Here is a 20,707-nt window from a genome sequence, read left to right as displayed (position 1 = left end):
CTTGAGTAAAAAGAAATAAATTAAAGGAGATTGAAAAACTTGGAACAAAAGAATTTTTTCTTTTCTATTATAATGGCAATTTACAATGTTGAAGAATTTTTAGATGAAGCAATAACAAGCATAATTGATCAGGCACTTGATTTTGAGCATCATATACAGTTGATTTTAGTCAACGATGGAAGTGTTGATGCATCAGGGGAAATTTGCTTAAAGTATAAAGAAGCGTATCCAGAAAATATAGTCTTTATCGATAAGGAGAATGGCGGAGCAAGTAGTGCGCGTAATGAGGGTTTAAAATATGCCAAAGGTAAATATATTAATTTCTTAGATCCTGATGATACATTGTCCCCTTCAACCCTTTTAAAAGTATATGATTTTTTTGAAAAGAATTATTCTAAAGTCGATGTAGTTTCTATTCCAATGATGATGTTTGGTAAAACAAGTGGTCCACACTTATTAAATTATAAATTTGATAAAACTAGGCTAGTTCATATCTTGAAAGAACATACAGGAATTCAATTATCAGCACCAAGTTCATTCGTGAAAAAAGAAGCTGTTAAAAATCACTTTTTTAATGAAGATATGGCCTACGCTGAAGATAGTGAATGGCTGACTAAAATTATAATGAAGCGCCAAGTATACGGTATTGTGTCAGAAGGACAATATAATTATCGACGAAGAGAAGATGCGTCATCTGCAACTCAAACAGGTAAAAATGATAAAAAATGGTATGTGGATTATTTGAAGAATTTCTCTCGAGAATTAATTAATCATAGTATTACAACTTTAGGATACGTTCCAAGATACATTCAGTATATGATTGCCTATGACTTGCAGTGGAGAATAAATATAGAAGACAGAACTGATGTTTTGACGGATAAGGAAGTTGAAGAGTTTTTTGACTTGCTAGAAAGAATACTTGCATTTATAGATGACGACATAATCTTTGAACAAAAATCTCTAAACTTGCACAGAAAATATTTTTTAATCAAATTGAAATATCGAAATAAAAAAAATGTATTTAAAAAGATCTTTTTGAATCGTAATGTGAATTTATATTTTAAAGAGAAATTAATTAATTCTATGAGATATGAAGCTATAACAATGGAGCTATTAAGCATTGAAAAGGGGATTTTAACCCTTGAAGGTAATTTTGGTTCATTATTTGATGCCGCAGAATTAGAAGTGAAAGCATGTGTCAATGACAAGATATATCATGCCGAAAAAATTGATAGAACAGTACACAACTTATATTGCTTAAATAAGCCAGTTAAAGAGTACCTGGGCTTTAAGGTTGATATCCCAGTTGGTGAGCTTGCAAATAACTCGAATATTGAAATGATGATTTCATCAAATGGAAAACTAATAAAAGTAAAAATTAACTTTGGACGATTATTCCCGCTGGATAAACATATAGTTGATTTCTATACCAAAAATGGTATAGGGATTTATTTCGATCATAAACTTAATAATTTAGTAGTTCTAAAAGATAAAAATCAGATTATTAGAGCAAAAGAAAAGCGGGCTCAAAGACGTTTTAAGACCTTTAATAAAATAGGTGCTGAGAAAGCATCAAATGTAAGAAAGATTATGGAACACCTCTATAAAATAAAGAAAAATAAAAGAGTATGGCTTTTTATGGATAGAATCAACAAGGCAGATGATAATGCTGAAGCATTATTTGAATATGCAATGCAGCAGAATGACGGCATCAAAAAATATTTTATTATCAGTAAAGATAGTCCAGATTATAACAGGCTGAAAAAAATAGGACCAGTTGTTGCATACGGGTCACCTAAGCACAAATTTTTACATTTACTTGCCGATGAAATTATCTCTTCACATGCAGATGATTATGTAGTCAACCCGTTTGTGAATATGAGGAAATATTATAAGGACTTATTTAAATTTAACTTTGTTTTTCTTCAACATGGAATTACGAAAGATGATATTTCGGGATGGCTTAATAAGTATAAGAAAAATATTAGACTATTTATCACAGCCGCTCAACCTGAGTATGAGTCTATAATTAATGGTCATTATAATTATTCAAAAAGAGAAGTAATTCTAACTGGATTTCCTAGATTTGATAAGCTTGTTAATCATAATCATAAAAAGATATTAATTATGCCAACATGGAGAAATCATTTAGTAGGAAAAATAAATCCGCAAACAGGGAAAAGAGATTACTCACCACTCTTTAAAAACTCAGTTTATTTTAATGAACTTAATAATTTATTAAATGATGCTAAACTCATTAATGAGGCTAATGAAAAAGGATACGAGATCGTATTCTTCCCGCATCCAAATATTGTTCAGCAGTTGAAAGATTTCAACAAAAATAGTTCAGTGAGGATTGCGGACATTAATGAAAGTTATCGAGATCATTTCAATAATAGTGCGATTTTAGTTACAGATTATTCATCCGTTGCATTTGACTTTGCTTATCTTAAAAAACCTGTTTTTTACTTCCAATACGAAAAAAATCACTTGGAAAAAGGGTATTTTGATTACAATTCAATGGGGTTTGGAGAAGTAATTGCTGATAAAGATGCTTTAGTTGATAAGCTGATAAATTGTATGGAAAACGATTGTATAATGGATGCCAAATATATTGATAGAGTAAATCAATTTTATAAGTATACGGATAAAGAAAACTGTAAACGTGTTTATCAACAAATTATTAGTCTAGGAACTAATATTAAAGAGGGAATAAAGAAATGAAAAAAGTAGCTGTTTATGGTAGTTGTGTTACACGTGATAACTTTAACTCTCAATTTAATGCTGATTATAAAAATTTTTTTGATTGTGTATTGACCCAAAACCAATCGTCCATTATTTCAACAATGAGTAAACCTAACTACATTGTTATTGATAATGAGAACATGTCTAATCATGAAAAAAACACTTTAAAGACGGATTTTGAGAATAGCTTTCTAACCGAGATTAAATCTGTTCAGCCAGACATTTTGATTTTGGACTTTTTCGCAGATGTGCATTTTGGCTACGTAGAAATTTCAGATAACCAGTTTGTTACAAATAACAGATGGACTCTCCCTAAAACGAATTATTATAAATTTACAATTCAAAATAAAAAACAAAGTTTTAATATAGAAGATCATTTTGAAAATTATTTTGCACTATGGAAACAGAAATTTAATCTTTTCTATAACTACGTCAGATTAAATTGCCCTAAAACCAAAATTATCTTAAATAGTGCAAGAAACGTTCATCACTTTTTTGATAAAGAAGATCAGAAAAAATTGCTTATAAATGGAGGGAACATCAAAGTAATTGATGTTGATTATTATAATAAGATTTGGAATAAATTTGACGCATATGTATTAGATAGCTTCAATGATATCGAGGCGATAGATTTATTTAAAAATAAAAGCTATAATTCCTTTGAAAACCATCCATGGGGCAAATTTTATGTGCATTATACAATGGATTATTACACTGATTTTTTTGACCAGTTTAAAAAAATAAGTCTATAGAGTTAACTCTTCGACGAAGGGTTAAACGTGAAAATTGAGATAATGAACATTTCTGCAAATCATAAAAATGATGGATGGATATATTTGGACATGCCGACCGAATAGAGGAATTTGAGGGCCTGGCTCATAAATTAAAAGGGATTAATATGGTAGCCAAAATGAACTTTCCGACAGTTCACTGCCTTCTGTTGTAATTGCTTCAAATTTATTTAATTATTTTGTAATGCTGGTTGTTTAGTCATTGTTCTTTTAGCAAGTGGTGTTTACTTAGCTTGCATTGAATACAAGATATTTACTATTTAATCTGCATGTTTGTATTTATGTTTTCATTTAGTTTGTTTAACTCTACAATCAGTGTGTTTGTCTGGGATTATTAATTTTTGCGGCAGGCCGTTGATCAGGTCTTCGCAGTTGATAATGAAGAGCATACATTGACTTTGATGTTGAAATAAAAAAAGGCTATTGGATGAATGTCCAATAGCCTTTTTGTTTAGATTTCTTCTTTGTTTAGTAAACCTTCCATAAATGGAACGAGCTGATCGCGAAGCTCTTTATCCTGCATCGCAAATTCAAGAGTTGTTGTGATAAAGCCGAGCTTTTCACCAACATCATAACGCTTGCCTTCAAAATCGTAAGCAAACACTCTTTGAATTTCATTCAGCTTTTGAATGGCGTCTGTGAGCTGAATTTCTCCGCCGGCGCCAACCTGCTGCTCTTCTAAATACATGAAGATCTCAGGCGTGAATACGTAACGGCCTAAGATGGCAAGATTAGAAGGTGCTGTGCCTTTAGGCGGTTTTTCAACGAAGTTTTTCACCTGATAACGGCGGCCTTCACTTGTCAGCGGGTCAATAATGCCGTAGCGGTGTGTTTCTTCTTCGGGCACCTGCTGAACACCGATAATAGAAGAAAGTGTTTTTTCATATTCATCCATTAATTGGCGCAACCCTGGAGTTTCAGCCTGAACAATATCGTCACCAAGCAGTACCGCAAACGGCTCATCGCCGATAAAGTTGCGTGCGCACCAGACAGCATGTCCGAGACCTTTAGGTTCTTTTTGGCGGATATAGTGAATGTCAGCCAGGTTAGAAGCCTTTTTCACTTTTTCAAGCAGCTCAGTTTTTCCTTTTTCTTCTAGGTTTCTTTCAAGCTCAGGAGAGTAATCAAAATGATCCTCAATCGCACGCTTGCTTTTTCCTGTTACGATAATAATATCTTCAATACCGGCTTCAACAGCTTCTTCAATTATGTATTGAATGGTAGGTTTATCAACGATAGGAAGCATTTCTTTCGGCATTGCTTTCGTAGCCGGAAGAAAACGTGTTCCTAAGCCTGCTGCTGGAATTATGGCTTTACGTACTTTTTTCATTTAAAAGGCACCTTCCTTATGATCGAAAAAATTTATGGTTAAACTATTCTCTATTTACCCTTTTCAATATGTTTTTACACATTTTTATGATATCGGATAAACCATTTTTAAACAAGCTTTATCCTTAATATTAAAACTTATATCATTTTATTTGAATCAAGAATGAAATGATTTAAAATGATGCATTTTCATGTAGAATATGTAGTATGAATTTATTTACTATAGCAGAAAACCAGGTGACAAATATGAAAAAACTAAAAGTGATGACCGTTTTCGGGACCAGGCCTGAAGCGATCAAGATGGCACCGCTTGTGCTTGAATTGAAAAAATATCCTGAAATAGATTCCTATGTAACGGTAACTGCACAGCACAGACAGATGCTCGATCAGGTGTTAGATGCGTTTCACATCAAGCCTGACTTCGATTTGAACATTATGAAGGAGCGGCAGACACTGGCAGAGATTACGTCTAACGCACTTGTAAGATTGGATGAGTTGTTTAAAGATATCAAACCCGATATTGTGCTTGTCCATGGTGATACGACGACGACGTTTGCCGGAAGCCTAGCCGCTTTTTACCATCAAATTGCTGTCGGTCATGTGGAGGCGGGGCTCCGTACAGGGAATAAGTATTCCCCGTTTCCGGAAGAGCTCAATCGACAGATGACAGGGGCGATTGCTGATTTGCATTTTGCTCCGACAGGCCAGGCGAAAGACAATTTATTAAAAGAAAACAAAAAGGCCGACTCTATTTTTGTAACGGGCAATACAGCGATTGACGCACTCAACACAACGGTTAGGGATGGTTACTCACATCCTGTTCTCGATCAGGTGGGTGAGGATAAAATGATTCTCTTGACCGCTCACCGCCGGGAAAATTTGGGTGAGCCAATGGAAAACATGTTTAAGGCCATCCGCAGAATTGTAGGGGAATTTGAAGATGTACAAGTCGTTTACCCTGTGCACCTGAATCCTGTTGTCCGGGAAGCGGCTCATAAGCATTTTGGTGATTCTGACAGAGTGCATCTGATTGAACCTTTAGAGGTGATCGATTTCCATAACTTTGCAGCGAAATCGCATTTTATATTGACCGATTCGGGCGGCGTGCAGGAGGAAGCCCCATCTCTCGGGAAACCGGTTCTTGTTCTGCGTGATACGACGGAACGGCCTGAAGGAGTGGAAGCGGGAACGCTGAAACTTGCAGGTACGGATGAGGAAAACATTTATCAGCTTGCAAAACAGCTGTTAACTGATCCTGATGAGTACAAGAAAATGTCCCAGGCTTCTAATCCGTATGGAGATGGAGAGGCTTCCCGCCGGATTGTGGAAGAATTGCTGTTTCATTACGGGTATCGAAAAGAACAACCGGATTCATTTACAGGCAAATAAAAAAGAAGCTTTGCACATTGTGCGAAGCTTCTTTTTGTTTTACTTTTCGAGGCTTTCCTTCAGCTCTTTTGTAATATCGGAAAGGGCGCTTTCATCAGCTTGGTAGTAGTAAATTCCATTGATTTTCGTGCCTGTACCTTTTAGTTCGTGCTGTTTAATATGTTTCCGCGCACCTTTGTAATCGGACTGGATATCCCACATGTTATCGAAGGTCAAGTTCGTTTTCACATTATTTTCAACAACTTTAAACATATCTCCGAATTTCGTGATGGAAGAAATATTAGCGCCTTTATTAATAATACCTTGGATGACTTGGCGCTGGCGGTCCTGGCGTCCGAAGTCGCCTCTCGGATCTTCTTTTCTCATCCGGGTATAAGCGAGCGCTTCTTTTCCGTTCAGCGTGATTTCTCCTTTGCCGAACGAATAACCGTCATAACTGAACGCGAATGTGCTGTTAACTGTAATGCCGCCAAGTGTATCAACAACGTCTCTAAAGCTTTCCATGTTCACTTTCACAAAATAATCAACCGGAACATCGAGGAAGTTCTCAACAGTGTCTACCGTCATCTGTGTGCCGCCGAAAGCGTATGAATGGTTGATTTTATCCATTGTGCCTTTTCCGATAATTTTTGTATACGTGTCACGCGGAATGCTGACCATGTCGGTTGTATTCGTTTTTGGGTTAACGGTCATATAAATGAGCGTATCGGCACGGCCCTTATCGCCGTCGCGTTCATCCACACCCATGATTAAGACGGAAAAAGGATCTTTTTTATTGATACTGACCTCTTTATCCCTCTTTTTAGATTTATCAATGCTTTCATGAATACTTGCCACGGTTGAAGCTGCTTTATGCCATAAGTAGTATGCATAGCCGCCAGTTCCGAGTACAAGAAGTCCGATTATCGTTAAAATTGTCAGTAATAAAGTTTTTTTCTTTTTTCTGCGTTCGTTTCTCATCCTTTGCACCTCGTCTGTTAAATTACTTTCATTATGAGTTAAATTTCCAATAAATACAACTCTATTTAATACAAGAATGAAATCCTAAAATAGTCGTTTTTTATAAAAAAAAGTTTCATTGTTTCTTAATTTTTCTTTAAAATATAAAATAGGTTGACGATAAAATATAATGAGGTGAAAAAAATGAAAAAATTTATTGCTTTACTGTTCTTTATATTGCTTCTTTCGGGTTGCGGGGTTAATAGTCAAAAGAGTCAAGGTGAAGATGTATCGCCAGACAGTAACATTGAAACAAAAGAAGGTACTTATGTAGGGTTAGCTGATACTCATACAATAGAAGTAACAGTAGATAATGAGCCGGTTAGTCTTGATATCACTGAAGAATCGACAAGTGATCTTGATAAGTTTAACAGTGGAGATAAGGTCACGATTACATATGAAAAAAATGATGAGGGTCAGCTTCTGTTAAAAGATATTGAACGTGCCAACTAAGATATAGGGAGGAACCTGAAATTTTGAAATCTTGCAAACAATTGATAGTGTGTTCACTTGCTGCAATCTTATTATTGATTCCATCAGTTTCTTTTGCAGCAGACTCAAACATCTCAGTTAAATTGTTAAATTATATTGGAAATAAATCTAGCATCAGTCTATCGCCAACAGGATTTTATAAAGTAACTGGAGATAATGTTGCTGTTACGGATCGTTTTGCAGGCGCTTCACGATACGAAACTGCGACTCTTGCATCCAACAGCCAGTGGAAAAATCCTAATACAGTGATATTGGTGAACCGAGATATTTTTATTGATGCATTGCCTGTTATTCCATTGGCGAAAAAACTGAACGCACCAGTTTTATTTACTCAGCCTGACACGTTAACAAAAACTACTGAAAGACAAATTGCTAAGTTTAACCCTGATAATATTTTAATCATTGGGGGAGCGCGAAGCATTTCAAAAGACGTAGAAAACAAGCTGAAATCATATGGCGCTGTGAAAAGGATAAGCGGAAAAAATAGATATGTCTTATCAGAAAATATTGCAAAGCAAATGGGCAGCTATGATAAAGCGATCGTTGTAACCGGAAGAGTATTTCAAGACGCTTTAGCCATTGCTCCATATGCAGCAGCACACGGATACCCTATTTTGCTTACAGAGAAAGACAAGCTTCCGGATTATGATTTGCCAAAACAAGTCATCATTATAGGCAGTTCATTTAGCGTCAGTGATAGTGTAGAAAACCAAATTAAAAAAACTTCAACTGTGCAAAGGATTCCTGGATCAACCAGATATGAACTTACGGCAAATATAATTAAGCAACTAAAGTTGAAGGCTGATAAAGTCGTAATGACGAACGGGACAAAATATGCAGACGTATTGATAGGCGCTTCGCTTGCCTCGAAGAAAAACAGCCAAATTTTATTTGTTAAACAAGATAGCGTTCCGGCTGCGGCTAAAAGTATAACGAAAGATAAAGCCACATATGCATACGACTTTATTGGAAGTACCAGTTCAATTTCTGCTGAAGTTGAGAATTCACTTGCTGATGAATTTTATTTAGCTGACGGTGGCACCTATAATCTAAAAATCAACAGCGGAAAATTAAACCTTGAAAACATCAAAACTTACGGAAACTCCCTAAGAATTAAACCAGAAAACTATTCTACTTCAAACAGAATTAGTCTTGATGGAAAGCAGTATCTTGGCACGGTTAATTTCTCTATTGAGTCTACTAAATATATCCGACCGGTAAATGAGAATATTCCATTTGAGGATTACTTAAAAGGAGTAATTCCGAATGAAATGCCTGCTAGCTGGTCACTTGAGGCTCTTAAAGCACAGACTGTCGCTGCAAGAACCTACTCAATAACAAAAACAGGAACTACTGTACCTGATACAACCGCTTTTCAAGTTTATGGTGGCTACAGTTGGAATTCGAATACCAATAAAGCGGTAGAGCAAACGAAGGGGAAAGTTCTGAAATATAATGGATCTCTTATAACTGCAGCTTATTCTTCCAGTAATGGTGGTTACACAGAAGCTAGTAATGAAGTGTGGTCGTCAAGTGTACCTTACTTGATTGCAAAAAAAGATACAAAGGATCCTCAAATAGGCTGGACGCTTACTTTGTCAAAACAACAGCTAGATACGAAATCTTTGGACTTAACGAAGCCTTCTTCTTGGTGGTCTTCAGCGACTGAAACTGATTCTGCAAGACTTTCCGGAGTTAAGAACTGGATCTTGAAAAATAAAGAAACAAGCGCTGATTCTGTCAAAATTGCAAGTATTGACGATTTAAGCTTTAGTGGAACGACACAAGGGCAGCGTGCAAAAACAGCATCGATGAAAGTGAAGTATTTTGTTAAAAGCAGTACTGGCTCCTATAACTTGAGCAAAATTACAACCATTAGTGTACCAACAAGTGAGTTAAGAACAATGATTGGAGCGACTGTATTTAAAAGTACTTATGTGACTGTAAAAAAAGATACTTCAAAGTACACAATCAGCGGTAAAGGATATGGTCACGGGATCGGAATGAGTCAATATGGAGCAAAAGCAAGAGCAGAAGCTGGAGATTCATATAGTTCAATTTTGAAATTTTACTATCCAGGTACAACTCTGACAAGTTATTGATTATTTTAGGATATAACGCCATTTAAGGAGGAAATCAATTGCGTTCTTATATAAAAGTCCTAACAATGTGTTTTCTGGGGCTCATACTTTTTGTGCCAACAGCTTTGGCCGATAACTCAGTGAAAAGAGTTGGGGGAAGCAATAGATACGGCACTGCTGTACAAATATCAAAGCAAATGTATTCAACAGCAAGTACAGCTGTAATTGTTGGTGGGAGTTCCTATGCAGATGCTATTTCAGCAGCACCTCTTGCTTACCAGAAGAATGCGCCATTGCTTTACACTAATTCTGATAAGCTTTCATATGAAACGAAAACAAGATTGAAAGAGATGCAGACTAAAAATGTAATTATTGTAGGCGGAACACCTGCTGTTTCTTCTAACACTGCTAACCAGATTAAAAGCTTGGGGATAAGTATTAAACGAATTGCAGGAAGCAACCGTTATGATACGGCTGCACGGGTGGCAAAAGCGATGGGTGCGACTTCAAAAGCTGTTATTTTGAACGGCTTCTTATATGCAGACGCTCCGGCCGTCATCCCTTATGCAGCGAAAAACGGGTATCCAATTCTTTTTACAAATAAAACATCTATAAATAGTGCGACTACGTCTGTGATAAAAGATAAGGGAATTTCGAGTACCGTTGTTGTAGGAGGCACTGGAAGTATCAGCAATACGGTATACAACAAGTTACCTTCTCCTACAAGAATTAGCGGTTCAAACAGATATGAGCTTGCTGCAAATATCGTACAAAAACTTAATTTATCAACAAGCACCGTATATGTAAGCAATGGATTCAGCTACCCTGACTCTATTGCAGGAGCTACACTGGCAGCTAAGAAGAAGCAATCTCTTATTCTTACAAATGGTGAAAATTTATCTACAGGAGCCCGTAAAATTATTGGAAGTAAAAACATGTCAAACTTTATGATTATCGGAAACACTCCTGCCGTAAGCACAAAGGTTGCTAATCAGCTAAAGAATCCAGTTGTAGGTGAAACAATCTTTATTGATCCGGGTCACGGTGATCAAGATTCAGGAGCAATCGGCAATGGACTCCTTGAGAAAGAAGTCAACCTTGATATAGCGAAAAGAGTCAATACAAAGCTAAATGCTTCAGGTGCTCTTCCAGTACTGTCAAGATCTAATGATACTTTTTATTCTTTACAGGAGAGAGTAAATAAAGCAGCTTCTGCACAAGCAGATTTATTTCTCAGTATACATGCAAATGCTAATGATAGCTCATCACCAAATGGAAGTGAGACGTACTACGATACAACATATCAAGCTGCAAATAGCAAGAGACTGGCTGAACAAATTCAACCAAAGTTAGCGGCTAATCTTGGAACGAGAGACCGGGGAGTAAAAACAGCTGCTTTCTATGTTATTAAATATTCTAAAATGCCGAGTGTTTTAGTTGAAACTGCCTTTATCACTAATGCATCAGATGCAAGTAAATTGAAGCAAGCGGTTTATAAAGATAAAGCTGCACAAGCTATTCATGACGGCACAGTATCTTATTACAGATAATCGAAAGAGACAAATCTAATCACAGATTTGTCTCTTTTTTATATGAAATGATTAAAACAAATAGGACTTGTATATAAAATAGTAAAAGAGTATTAACAACATTTATCAGAAAAAACACGTAATTCACACTTCTTAACATACCATTTACATCCAATTAACATCCGTCTGCTAAACTGACTGGCATAGGTCATCATAACATCCCAAACAAATCGTGAGGTGTGTGTCAGTGAGTGCAGAGAAAAGCATGAATGTGAGTCGTGAATTCTCAGTTCAGCAAATACATTCTTTTACATTATCTGAAAAGACGGCTCGTTATTTGGCAATAAAGCGCGTAATGGATATTTGGTTTGCGCTCATTGGGTTGGCGATTGCGATGCCAATGATTGCGGTATTTTCAATTTTGATTTGTTTGGAGACGCCGGGACCTGCCATTTATACGCAGGAACGCGTAGGGAAAGGCGGGAAACCATTTAAGCTTTATAAGCTTCGTTCCATGAAAATAGATGCCGAGAAGTCTGGAGCGGTTTGGGCACAGAAGCAAGATCCGCGGGTGACAAGGATCGGAGCTTTTATCAGAAGAACGAGAATTGACGAGCTTCCTCAGCTGTTTAATGTGCTGAAAGGCGATATGAGTATGATTGGCCCTCGTCCGGAACGGCCCGTATTTACGGAAAAATTCCAGAATGAGATTCCAGGCTTTACACAGCGTCTGGCTGTTAAACCAGGATTGAGCGGCTGGGCTCAGGTGAACGGCGGTTACGATATGACGCCGAAGGAAAAGCTGATATTTGATTTATATTACATTCGCAATCTGACTTTCACTTTAGAATTAAAAATTATGTTAAAAACTTGTAAAGTAGTTTGGACGGGTGATGGTGCAAGATAAAACGGAATGCCATTATTCACCATCAATCTGAGCTTAAAAAGAAGTAGGGAATATGATGTCAAGTATTACAAAACAAATCATGAGCGGTGCAAAGTGGACAAGTATTTCAACCATGTGTATTACAATCATACAAATTGTTCAGTTTGCCCTGCTTGGAAATATGATGACCTTAACAGAATTTGGGCTTGTCGGCATGATCACAACGGTTACAGTTTTCGCCCAGATTGTGCTCGATATGGGTTTTGGCGCAGCATTAATTCAGAGAGAGGACGCGACGGAGCGCCAGCTGTCAACATTGTATTGGCTTAACATTATGACGGGCGTTTTGCTGTTTGTTCTTTTATATGTGAGCAGTCCTGTCATTGCGGGATTTTATCAAAGAGAAGAGCTGGTGTTTCTGGTTCGGATTCTGGCGATTATGTTTTTGATCGCGCCAATTGGACAGCAATATCAGTATATGCTGCAAAAGCAGCTGCATTTTAATACGTTAAGCAAAATAGAGATTTTTTCAAATGTATTGTCATTCGGATATTTAGCGATAGCGGTTTTTATGATGGATGCGATTTTGGCGTACGTGATTTCTCAAGTCCTGCTGCAGTCCAGTAAAGGGATTTTATATTGGGCTGTATACCGAAAAAAGTGGCATCCTGCTTTTGTTTTTGATTTGAGAGGCATGAAGGATTTCTTTTCTTTTGGAGCCTTTCAGCTTTCATCCCGTCTTGTGAACAGGCTGGGAGCAAATATCGACATGATTTTGATCGGCCGGTTTATTGGTGCTGAAGCATTGGGGATTTATAACCTCGCTTATCAGATTGTCACTATTCCGGTTTTGAAGATCAATCCGATTGTCACACGGGTGGCATTCCCTGTTTTCGCAAAAAACAAATATGAAAACAGCGCGATCAGAGAAGGCTTTCTGAATATGACAAAAATGCTGGCGCTTGTTTCGTTTCCGCTGTTAATCGGGCTCGTGTCTGTGTCAGACGCCTTTATCACAGCGGTTTTCGGAGAAAAGTGGCTTGCTGCTGTTCCGATCCTAAATGTTCTGGCGATTGTCGGAATACTAAGAGTGCTTATGAATCCAAATGGATCTGTGTTGCTGGCTAAAGGAAGAGCTGACTTAGCGTTTTATTGGGATTCTGGCGTGCTGCTGCTGTACGGATTATCACTGTTTGCAGCTGTACAGACGGGAAGCCTGCTGACAGTCGCATGGGTGTATGCCATTATCAGTGTTGTTAATTTCCTGATCGGGCGCTGGCTTTTGGCATATGTCATCAAGCTTAACCTTTCAGCTTATTTCCAGTCGATTATGAAGCCATTTCTGATTACTGCGGCGATGGGCATCATCGCGTTTGGTGTAAGCCTCAGTACCGAACACTTCAGTATGCAGGCAGAAATGCGGCTGGCCATTTCAGTTGCAGCCGGGGCGCTGTGCTATCTCTTTCTTTTGGTAAAAGCGTACCCTCAAACGAAAAGCAAACTACTAAGAAAAGGACGTTTGTCATGAAGATTTTGTGGATCACAAGCGTATATCCGAGCAGTATGAAACCCGGTGAGGGTGTGTTTCATGAGACACAAGTGCAAGAGCTGCAAAAACTCGGGCTTGATATCACTGTGATATGCCCACGGCCTTTTCATTCAGCGCCTGTCCGCATGCTGAAAAAGACATATCGAAAAAAGGATGCCAGACCGGAGTATGAGATTAGAAAGGGAATACCTGTTTACCGGCCTTTCTATCGGGCAGTTCCCGGCCAGCTGAAGTGGGCGCAGCCTCATCGGAGAATCGCATCAGCCGTTTTAAAAACCATGAAACAATGCGACCTATATCCGGATCTGATCCATGCGCATTTTGCCATGCCATCGGGCGGGGCTGCGGCAGTCGTGTCAGAGTCCGCGCAAATTCCTTATGTCCTGACCTTGCATGGCAGTGATGTGAATGTCTATCCGCATTATAGCAAAGGAGCGTTTAAAGCCTTCAAGCGTGCCGTAGGTTCTGCATCAGTTGTTTTAGCAGTCAGCCACAAGCTTCAGGAAGAAGCCAAAAAGCTTTCGGGCTTTGACAGCTCGGTTTTGCCAATCGGCATACAGCTCAGCCGTTTTCAGGAGAATGAGGAGACGAAAGAGGAAATCAGAAAAAGACTCGGACTCCCGCTCGATCAGCGTCTGGCTGTCTATGTCGGCCGGCTGGTCAGAGAGAAAGGCATTTTTGAACTGTCTGAAGCGATCGAATCGCTGCAGGACTCTCCTAAGGCAGTCTTTGTCGGGGATGGTCCCGCAAAATCGATGCTGACACAGAAGGGGCATATTGTCACAGGCCAAGTCCCGAATCATCAGGTAAGAGACTATTTACTTGCGGCAGATCTATTCGTACTTCCTTCTTACAGTGAGGGGATGCCGACTGTTGTGATTGAGGCCCTGGCGCTAAGGGTTCCTGTTATTTGTACGGATGTTGGCGGAGTGTCGTCTTTATTCGGAAAGCACCAACATCTGCTGATTAAACCGAAATCCGCTCAAGCCTTGGCAGAAGCGATCACTCGGTACGAACATGAGCAAATATGGAAGCCGGAAGTAGCAGATGACTTGTATGAAACCGTGCAGGCTCAATTTGACGCAGGAAAAAACGCCAAGGCCTTGCATCATCAGTATCAGACGGTCACGAAAACGTCCGTTTAATCGTAAGAAACTGCGACCAATATAAATAGGAAGATCATTTTACAGGAGAGGGATGAGCGCTGTGAAAAAAATAGCTGTCATTGGAACAGGTTATGTAGGACTCGTATCAGGCACTTGCTTTGCGGAGATCGGCAATAAAGTTGTTTGCTGTGATATCGATGAATCAAAAATCAGAAGTCTGAAAAATGGGGTAATCCCAATCTATGAACCAGGGCTTGCAGACTTAGTTGAAAAAAATGTGCTGGATCAGCGCCTGACCTTTACGAACGATATCCCGTCCGCCATTCGGGCCTCAGATATTATTTATATTGCAGTCGGAACGCCTATGTCCAAAACAGGTGAAGCTGATTTAACGTACGTCAAAGCGGCGGCGAAAACAATCGGTGAGCATCTTAACGGCTACAAAGTGATCGTAAATAAAAGCACAGTCCCGGTTGGAACAGGGAAACTGGTGCAATCTATCGTTCAAAAAGCCTCAAAGGGGAGATACTCATTTGATGTTGTATCTAACCCTGAATTCCTTCGGGAAGGGTCAGCGATTCATGACACGATGAATATGGAGCGTGCCGTGATTGGTTCAACAAGTCATAAAGCCGCTGCCATCATTGAGGAACTTCATCAGCCATTCCATGCTCCTGTCATTAAAACAAACCTAGAAAGTGCAGAAATGATTAAATACGCCGCGAATGCATTTCTGGCGACAAAGATTTCCTTTATCAACGATATCGCAAACATTTGTGAGCGAGTCGGCGCAGACGTTTCAAAAGTTGCTGATGGTGTTGGTCTTGACAGCCGTATCGGCAGAAAGTTCCTTAAAGCGGGTATTGGATTCGGCGGTTCATGTTTTCCAAAGGATACAACCGCGTTGCTTCAAATCGCAAAATCGGCAGGCTATCCATTCAAGCTCATCGAAGCTGTCATTGAAACGAACGAAAAGCAGCGTGTTCATATTGTAGATAAACTTTTGACTGTTATGGGAAGCGTCAAAGGGAGAACCATTTCAGTCCTGGGATTAGCCTTCAAACCGAATACGAACGATGTGAGATCCGCTCCAGCGCTTGATATTATCCCAATGCTGCAGCAGCTGGGCGCCCATGTAAAAGCATACGATCCGATTGCTATTCCTGAAGCTTCAGCGATCCTTGGCGAACAGGTCGAGTATTACACAGATGTGTATGCTGCGATTGAAGACACTGATGCATGCCTGATTTTAACGGATTGGCCGGAAGTAAAAGAAATGGAGCTTGTAAAAGTGAAAAGTCTCTTAAAACAGCCAGTCATCATCGACGGCAGAAATTTATTTTCACTTGAAGAGATGCAGGCAGCCGGATACATTTATCACTCTATCGGCCGTCCCGCTGTTCGGGGAACGGAACCCTCTGACAAGTATTTTCCGGGCTTGCCGCTTGAAGAATTGGCTAAAGACTTGGGAAGCGTCAATTTATAAAAAGAAAAAGTGTTACTTGGTTGAAGCTGCCGGCTGCTAGGCTCGGCCGCCGGCTCCTGAAACATCAGGAAAGGGGTTAAACATGTGAGTATCAAACGATCAGCGGTCCATACGCTAGCGTTACTGGCCGCTGCTATATTTGGAGTCGTCCTATTGCTGGGAGCCATCCATAAAGATATAGGTTTCATGCAGATGGCTGCTGTGCTTGCGGTGTTGGCAATTGGCCTGTTTTTACTGACGCTTGCAACCGCATTTACAACAAAAGAACGGCTCTTTATGGCTGTAATCTATATTTTGATCGCCTGCACTTTTTTAAATAATGCATTTTTTGCCATTCATCTTGGATTTTTCAGTTTGTTCCTTTACCGGCTTCTGCTCATTGCAGCGGGTTGCCTTCATATTTTCGGCATGGTTCGGAATCGAACCCATATTGAAAGATGGCATGGGCTGCAAGTAAAAGGGATTTTACTCTTTTTCGCCTTTTGGTTTATATATGGCCTTGTTTCTCTGCTGTGGGCCAAGTCGGTAACAGTTGGCCTCAAGTATTTAGCCTTATTGGCAATGGGGATCTTCTTCATTTATCTTATTGTCATGTACGTGCAAAAAATGGAGCGGCTGATGATTGTTTATGCCATTTGGCTGGTGATGACGGTATTTCTGATGATCATTGGTTTTTACAATCATATCACCCACCATCATCTTGCGAGTTCCACATTGTACAGCGGACCGGAGTACAAGCAGCATTATCCGACATCGGTCTTTTTTAATCAAAATGACTTTGCGACCTTTTTATCCATCAGCTTCTTTTTTTACATCACGATGATGAAAAACATTAAGAATGGATACATCAAGGCAATTGGCCTTGTGCTCTCGCTCTGTGCGTTGTATTTAATTTTTGCCACTGGTTCAAGAGCCAGCCTTCTGGGCATTTTTGCAGGTATTGCTGTCTACATCTTCATTGTATTGCCGCCTGTTTTAAAGAGAATGGCTATATGGCTGTCGGCGGCGGGAATTGCTCTTTTCGCAGTTCTTTTCGCCAGCAAAATCTATTCAAAGTTTTGGGAGCTGTTTCTGGCCCCGCAGACGCTGCATTCATTTCATGACAGGCTTCCATCAAATGTGGCTCGGGCAAATCTGCTGAAAAACGCTTGGCATTTTTTCCTTGATTCATACGGATTCGGAGTCGGGGCAGGAAATGTATCCTATTATCTTGAGCATTATGCTGTATATGATACTGACAATGTGGCAGAGGTGCATAACTGGCTTGTTGAAATTCTTGCTAATTTTGGTTTGTTCATCATGCTGGGATATTTGTCCGTTTATGCCTACCTCATATGGGTGCTTTACAAGTTTTATGAAAGAAAATTAGAAAATCAGTCAAAACTGATCACAGAAGGACTTATTACCGCTATGGTCAGTTTCCTGGTATCAAGTATCAGCCCAAGCTCTGTTTCAAATTTATTTTTCCATTGGGTGTTTATGGCGCTCGTCATCGCCGCCGTGAATGTGTTAAGGCGATCCAGACAAATGCCTGAGCCGATGTACAGATAAACAGACTACAAAAAGCAGGGAGACTTATATGAACGATATATTGATAAGAATAGCCCGTCGCATAAAAAAAAATATCATTTGGATCATAGCGGTGCCAATTATATTAGGTGCGGCGGGGTATATCCTGCCGTCACAGATCGCTGATCAAAAGAGCTATACAGCTGAAGATACTTTGGCTGTGGGGAGCTATGATCATCCGGTTTATAACAGCACAGAAGAGATTCCGCTTCTATTAAAGAGCGACTCCTTTTTGAAGGAGGCGCTTCCTGATGAAAAGGATGAAGATGTAGCAGAGATCAAAGAGAAGCTTACAATCAATACGGAATCCAAATCGTTACTGACTTTAAGCTATAGTGACGAGGATAAGGATAGAACGGAATCTGTCTTAAACGCCATATCCTCCACCTTCCTCAAAAACGATCAAAAGCTGTATGCAGAAAGAGAAGCCGTCATCCGCAGCAGCATAGACGCGCTTGAAGGCGAGTCGGTGAGCGAGGATTCCAAAGTGGATAAAGAGAGATTTTTATATGAACTCAAAAACACACAGCTTAACCTGAAAGCGGCAAGTGTTACTGATTCCGAAACCGTAAGTGAGACAGCAGGCGGCGGTATGTCTCCGAAAAAGAAAGCAGTTCTCGGCGTTATGATTGGCCTTACGATTGCCTTTATGTTCGTTGTCATTCCTGAATTTTTCAGAGAATCCTTTTAAAATCATACGATGGAGATGTGATCATGACCAATTGGAAACCTCTCGTATCTGTCATTACACCTTCCTATAATGCGCGTGACTATATTGAAGACACGGTTCATTCGGTATTAGATCAGAGCCATCCTCATTGGGAAATGATTATCGTGGATGATTGCTCAACGGATGGGACCCGCGACATTTTACAGCAGTATGAAAAAATAGACGAAAGAATTCATGTGGTGTATCTGGAAGAGAACTCCGGAGCTGCGGTTGCTCGCAACAAAGCGTTGGAACGCGCTCAAGGGCGCTACGTAGCATTTTTGGACAGTGATGACAAATGGAAAAAAGACAAACTGGAAAAGCAGCTTGAGTTTATGATGGAGCGCTCCTGTGCGTTCTCTTTCACGGGCTACAGCTTAATGGCGCAGGACGGGACCCCGCTCGATAAATTTATTCATGCGCCGGAAAGCCTGACGTACGATGACGCCCTGAAAAATACAATTATCGGCTGCTTGACGGTGATGATTGACAGGGAGCAAACGGGACAGATCCAAATGCCGAATATCAGAACGAGACAGGACTTAGCCACATGGCTGTCTCTTTTAAAAAAAGGATTTACTGCCTATGGAATGAATGAATGCCTGGCTGAATATCGGCTTGTCAATAATTCAATTTCCAGCAACAAATGGAAGGCTGCGAAAAAAACGTGGTTTGTCTACAGGGAGATCGAACGGCTTCATTTTATGAAAGCAACATGGTGTTTTGTTCAATATGCAAAAAACGCGGTGAAAAAAAGATTATAGCTGCAAACAGAGAGAAAAGGTGATGAAGGTGGAAACAAAAGAAGCAATCATTCATGTCATCGTTGCCACTGCTGAATGGGGAAAAGACCAATTGAGATACAGAAGGCACCGGCTGGCAGAATTTTTAGCTGCTCAGGAGGAAACGAAGGAAGTTATTTGGGTATGTCCGGCTCCGCGTGCCCAAGGGAAAGAGTTTCAGGAAGTCCATTCTGGCATCAGGCAATTCGCTGTCAAAGACCTGCTGCAGAAAAAAATGTTTCGTTTCGGACGATATACAGATGTCTTTTACAGACATAAGCTCTCCCCATTACTCGATGAGCTTACACCTGCTTCTGCAAACGGTGAACGCTGCTGTTTATGGTACACGTTTCCCGGATTCCCGCTGCTGTCTTCGCTGTATTCTTGGGATCAGGTCATTTATGACTGCAGTGACCTATGGGCTGCGCCGATCAGCGGCCGATCAAATCTGCTGTCTGAATTCCGGCGAAAAGTCATTAAATCGGCAGAGCTGAGAATTATACAACGAGCAGATTCAATAACCTGTTCATCAGATTATCTTCACAAGGAAGTAGACAAAAAACTGACTGCAGGACGAGAAAAGGTTCATACTGTGGAAAACGGTGTGGAGTATGAGCTGTTTTCTGCAAATAAACAAGCTCCCGATCGCAGTATACTGCAGGGGAGAGAAGGAATAGTGTTAGGTTTTATTGGCGGGATTAAACCGAAGCTCGATTTTAAAATGATTAAAGAAGCGGCACTGCAAAAGCCTGATTGGACATTTTTATGGGTTGGCCCGGATGCCACCAATGGTGATGTTTCGTTTCAAGAGCTGCTGAGGCTTCCCAATGTCATATGGACCGGTCCGGCAGATCCAAAAGAAGTGCCTCATTATATGGAGCTTATCGACATTGGCATTATGCCATATAAACAATCACCGTATAATCAAGCTGTGTTTCCGCTGAAACTATTTGAATTTTTAGCGGCAGGAAAACCTGTTGTAGGCACTAATCTTCCGTCAACCTCAAAAATGCAAAAGCCGTATGTATACGAATATGTAGAGGGCGATCATCCGATTGATTTTATAGCCGCTTGTGAAAAAGTTCTCGGTCAAAACGGAGACGAGACCTATAAAGAAATGCGCCGAAACATCGCCCGGACACAAGATTGGAATTGCTTATTTAGACAAATTATGAAATATACAGGGATTCAAAAACATGCGTAGTCCTATAAATTGGGATGCGCGTTTTTTGATTATACGTGTTTCTTTTTGATGAAGCTTGTTA

Annotated in this window: 16 protein-coding genes and 2 pseudogenes; 16 read left to right on the top strand and 2 right to left on the bottom strand. The window is 39.7% G+C overall.

All coding sequences use genetic code 11. From position 1 onward, the window contains the following. Positions 1-39: 39 nt before the first annotated feature. The 4 genes and pseudogenes from bslm_RS17510 to bslm_RS21880 all read left to right on the top strand — a co-directional run. Positions 40-2,724: a bifunctional glycosyltransferase/CDP-glycerol:glycerophosphate glycerophosphotransferase gene (locus bslm_RS17510; protein WP_052728189.1), complete on the top strand. Its 2,685-nt coding sequence runs from the start codon at positions 40-42 to the stop codon at positions 2,722-2,724. Continuing rightward, positions 2,721-3,497 (top strand): DUF6270 domain-containing protein, encoded by a 777-nt coding sequence (locus bslm_RS17505; RefSeq protein ID WP_046381366.1) that lies wholly within the window; start codon positions 2,721-2,723, stop codon positions 3,495-3,497. The genes bslm_RS17510 and bslm_RS17505 overlap by 4 nt, the downstream gene beginning before the upstream one ends. Positions 3,498-3,631: 134 nt before the next feature. Continuing rightward, a pseudogene (locus bslm_RS21725) lies at positions 3,632-3,871 on the top strand (Teichoic acid translocation permease TagG); the annotation flags it as partial. A gap of 3 nt (positions 3,872-3,874) precedes the next feature. After that, a pseudogene (locus bslm_RS21880) lies at positions 3,875-3,949 on the top strand (hypothetical protein); the annotation flags it as partial. Between the two features lie 38 nt (positions 3,950-3,987). Here the strand turns inward: bslm_RS21880 and galU are convergent. Beyond that, positions 3,988-4,866, bottom strand: a complete 879-nt coding sequence (gene galU, locus bslm_RS17500) for a UTP--glucose-1-phosphate uridylyltransferase GalU (RefSeq protein WP_003227944.1) — start codon at positions 4,864-4,866, stop codon at positions 3,988-3,990. A gap of 245 nt (positions 4,867-5,111) precedes the next feature. Here galU and wecB point away from each other — a divergent pair, with 245 nt between their 5' ends. Then, the gene (gene wecB, locus bslm_RS17495; protein WP_003243178.1) at positions 5,112-6,254 is read left to right on the top strand and encodes a non-hydrolyzing UDP-N-acetylglucosamine 2-epimerase; all 1,143 of its coding nucleotides are present in this window, start codon (positions 5,112-5,114) and stop codon (positions 6,252-6,254) included. Between the two features lie 39 nt (positions 6,255-6,293). On the opposite strand, the gene tagU is transcribed toward wecB, so the two are convergent. After that, positions 6,294-7,214 (bottom strand): polyisoprenyl-teichoic acid--peptidoglycan teichoic acid transferase TagU, encoded by a 921-nt coding sequence (gene tagU / locus bslm_RS17490; RefSeq protein ID WP_003227949.1) that lies wholly within the window; start codon positions 7,212-7,214, stop codon positions 6,294-6,296. 183 nt (positions 7,215-7,397) lie between these two features. Here tagU and lytA point away from each other — a divergent pair, with 183 nt between their 5' ends. From lytA to tuaH, 11 genes are all read left to right on the top strand, one after another. Beyond that, positions 7,398-7,706, top strand: coding sequence for a membrane-bound protein LytA (gene lytA / locus bslm_RS17485; protein ID WP_003242772.1), 309 nt, complete (start codon positions 7,398-7,400; stop codon positions 7,704-7,706). A gap of 23 nt (positions 7,707-7,729) precedes the next feature. Further along, positions 7,730-9,847 (top strand): SpoIID/LytB domain-containing protein, encoded by a 2,118-nt coding sequence (locus bslm_RS17480; protein ID WP_003243620.1) that lies wholly within the window; start codon positions 7,730-7,732, stop codon positions 9,845-9,847. Positions 9,848-9,885: 38 nt separating this feature from the next. After that, positions 9,886-11,376 carry an N-acetylmuramoyl-L-alanine amidase LytC gene (gene lytC, locus bslm_RS17475; RefSeq protein ID WP_003242758.1) on the top strand — a complete coding sequence of 497 codons (1,491 nt, stop codon included), beginning with the start codon at positions 9,886-9,888 and terminating at the stop codon, positions 11,374-11,376. Positions 11,377-11,602: 226 nt separating this feature from the next. Continuing rightward, complete coding sequence (locus tag bslm_RS17470; protein ID WP_046381365.1) at positions 11,603-12,262, top strand: sugar transferase; 660 nt, start codon at positions 11,603-11,605, stop codon at positions 12,260-12,262. 55 nt (positions 12,263-12,317) lie between these two features. Next, on the top strand, positions 12,318-13,769 hold the full coding sequence (gene tuaB, locus bslm_RS17465; protein ID WP_046381511.1) for a teichuronic acid biosynthesis protein TuaB: 1,452 nt from the start codon (positions 12,318-12,320) through the stop codon (positions 13,767-13,769). Then, positions 13,766-14,935 carry a teichuronic acid biosynthesis protein TuaC gene (gene tuaC / locus bslm_RS17460; protein ID WP_038427949.1) on the top strand — a complete coding sequence of 390 codons (1,170 nt, stop codon included), beginning with the start codon at positions 13,766-13,768 and terminating at the stop codon, positions 14,933-14,935. The genes tuaB and tuaC overlap by 4 nt, the downstream gene beginning before the upstream one ends. Positions 14,936-14,996: 61 nt before the next feature. Then, positions 14,997-16,382, top strand: a complete 1,386-nt coding sequence (tuaD, locus tag bslm_RS17455) for a UDP-glucose 6-dehydrogenase TuaD (protein WP_033884207.1) — start codon at positions 14,997-14,999, stop codon at positions 16,380-16,382. A gap of 84 nt (positions 16,383-16,466) precedes the next feature. Next, entirely contained in the window at positions 16,467-17,933 is a 1,467-nt protein-coding gene (gene tuaE / locus bslm_RS17450; RefSeq protein WP_010886625.1) for a teichuronic acid biosynthesis protein TuaE, read from the top strand. A 28-nt stretch (positions 17,934-17,961) separates the two neighbouring features. Further along, positions 17,962-18,642, top strand: a complete 681-nt coding sequence (gene tuaF, locus bslm_RS17445) for a teichuronic acid biosynthesis protein TuaF (protein ID WP_003243110.1) — start codon at positions 17,962-17,964, stop codon at positions 18,640-18,642. A gap of 23 nt (positions 18,643-18,665) precedes the next feature. After that, positions 18,666-19,424: a teichuronic acid biosynthesis protein TuaG gene (gene tuaG, locus bslm_RS17440; protein ID WP_003242619.1), complete on the top strand. Its 759-nt coding sequence runs from the start codon at positions 18,666-18,668 to the stop codon at positions 19,422-19,424. A 28-nt stretch (positions 19,425-19,452) separates the two neighbouring features. Then, on the top strand, positions 19,453-20,646 hold the full coding sequence (tuaH, locus tag bslm_RS17435) for a teichuronic acid biosynthesis protein TuaH (RefSeq protein WP_003243252.1): 1,194 nt from the start codon (positions 19,453-19,455) through the stop codon (positions 20,644-20,646). Positions 20,647-20,707: the final 61 nt, after the last annotated feature.

The organism is Bacillus sp. LM 4-2 (genome assembly GCF_000978495.1).
Classification (GTDB): Bacteria; Bacillota; Bacilli; order Bacillales; family Bacillaceae; genus Bacillus; species Bacillus subtilis.
Note: the sequence above shows the minus strand (reverse complement) of the source record. Positions and strands in the feature narration are given on the sequence as shown.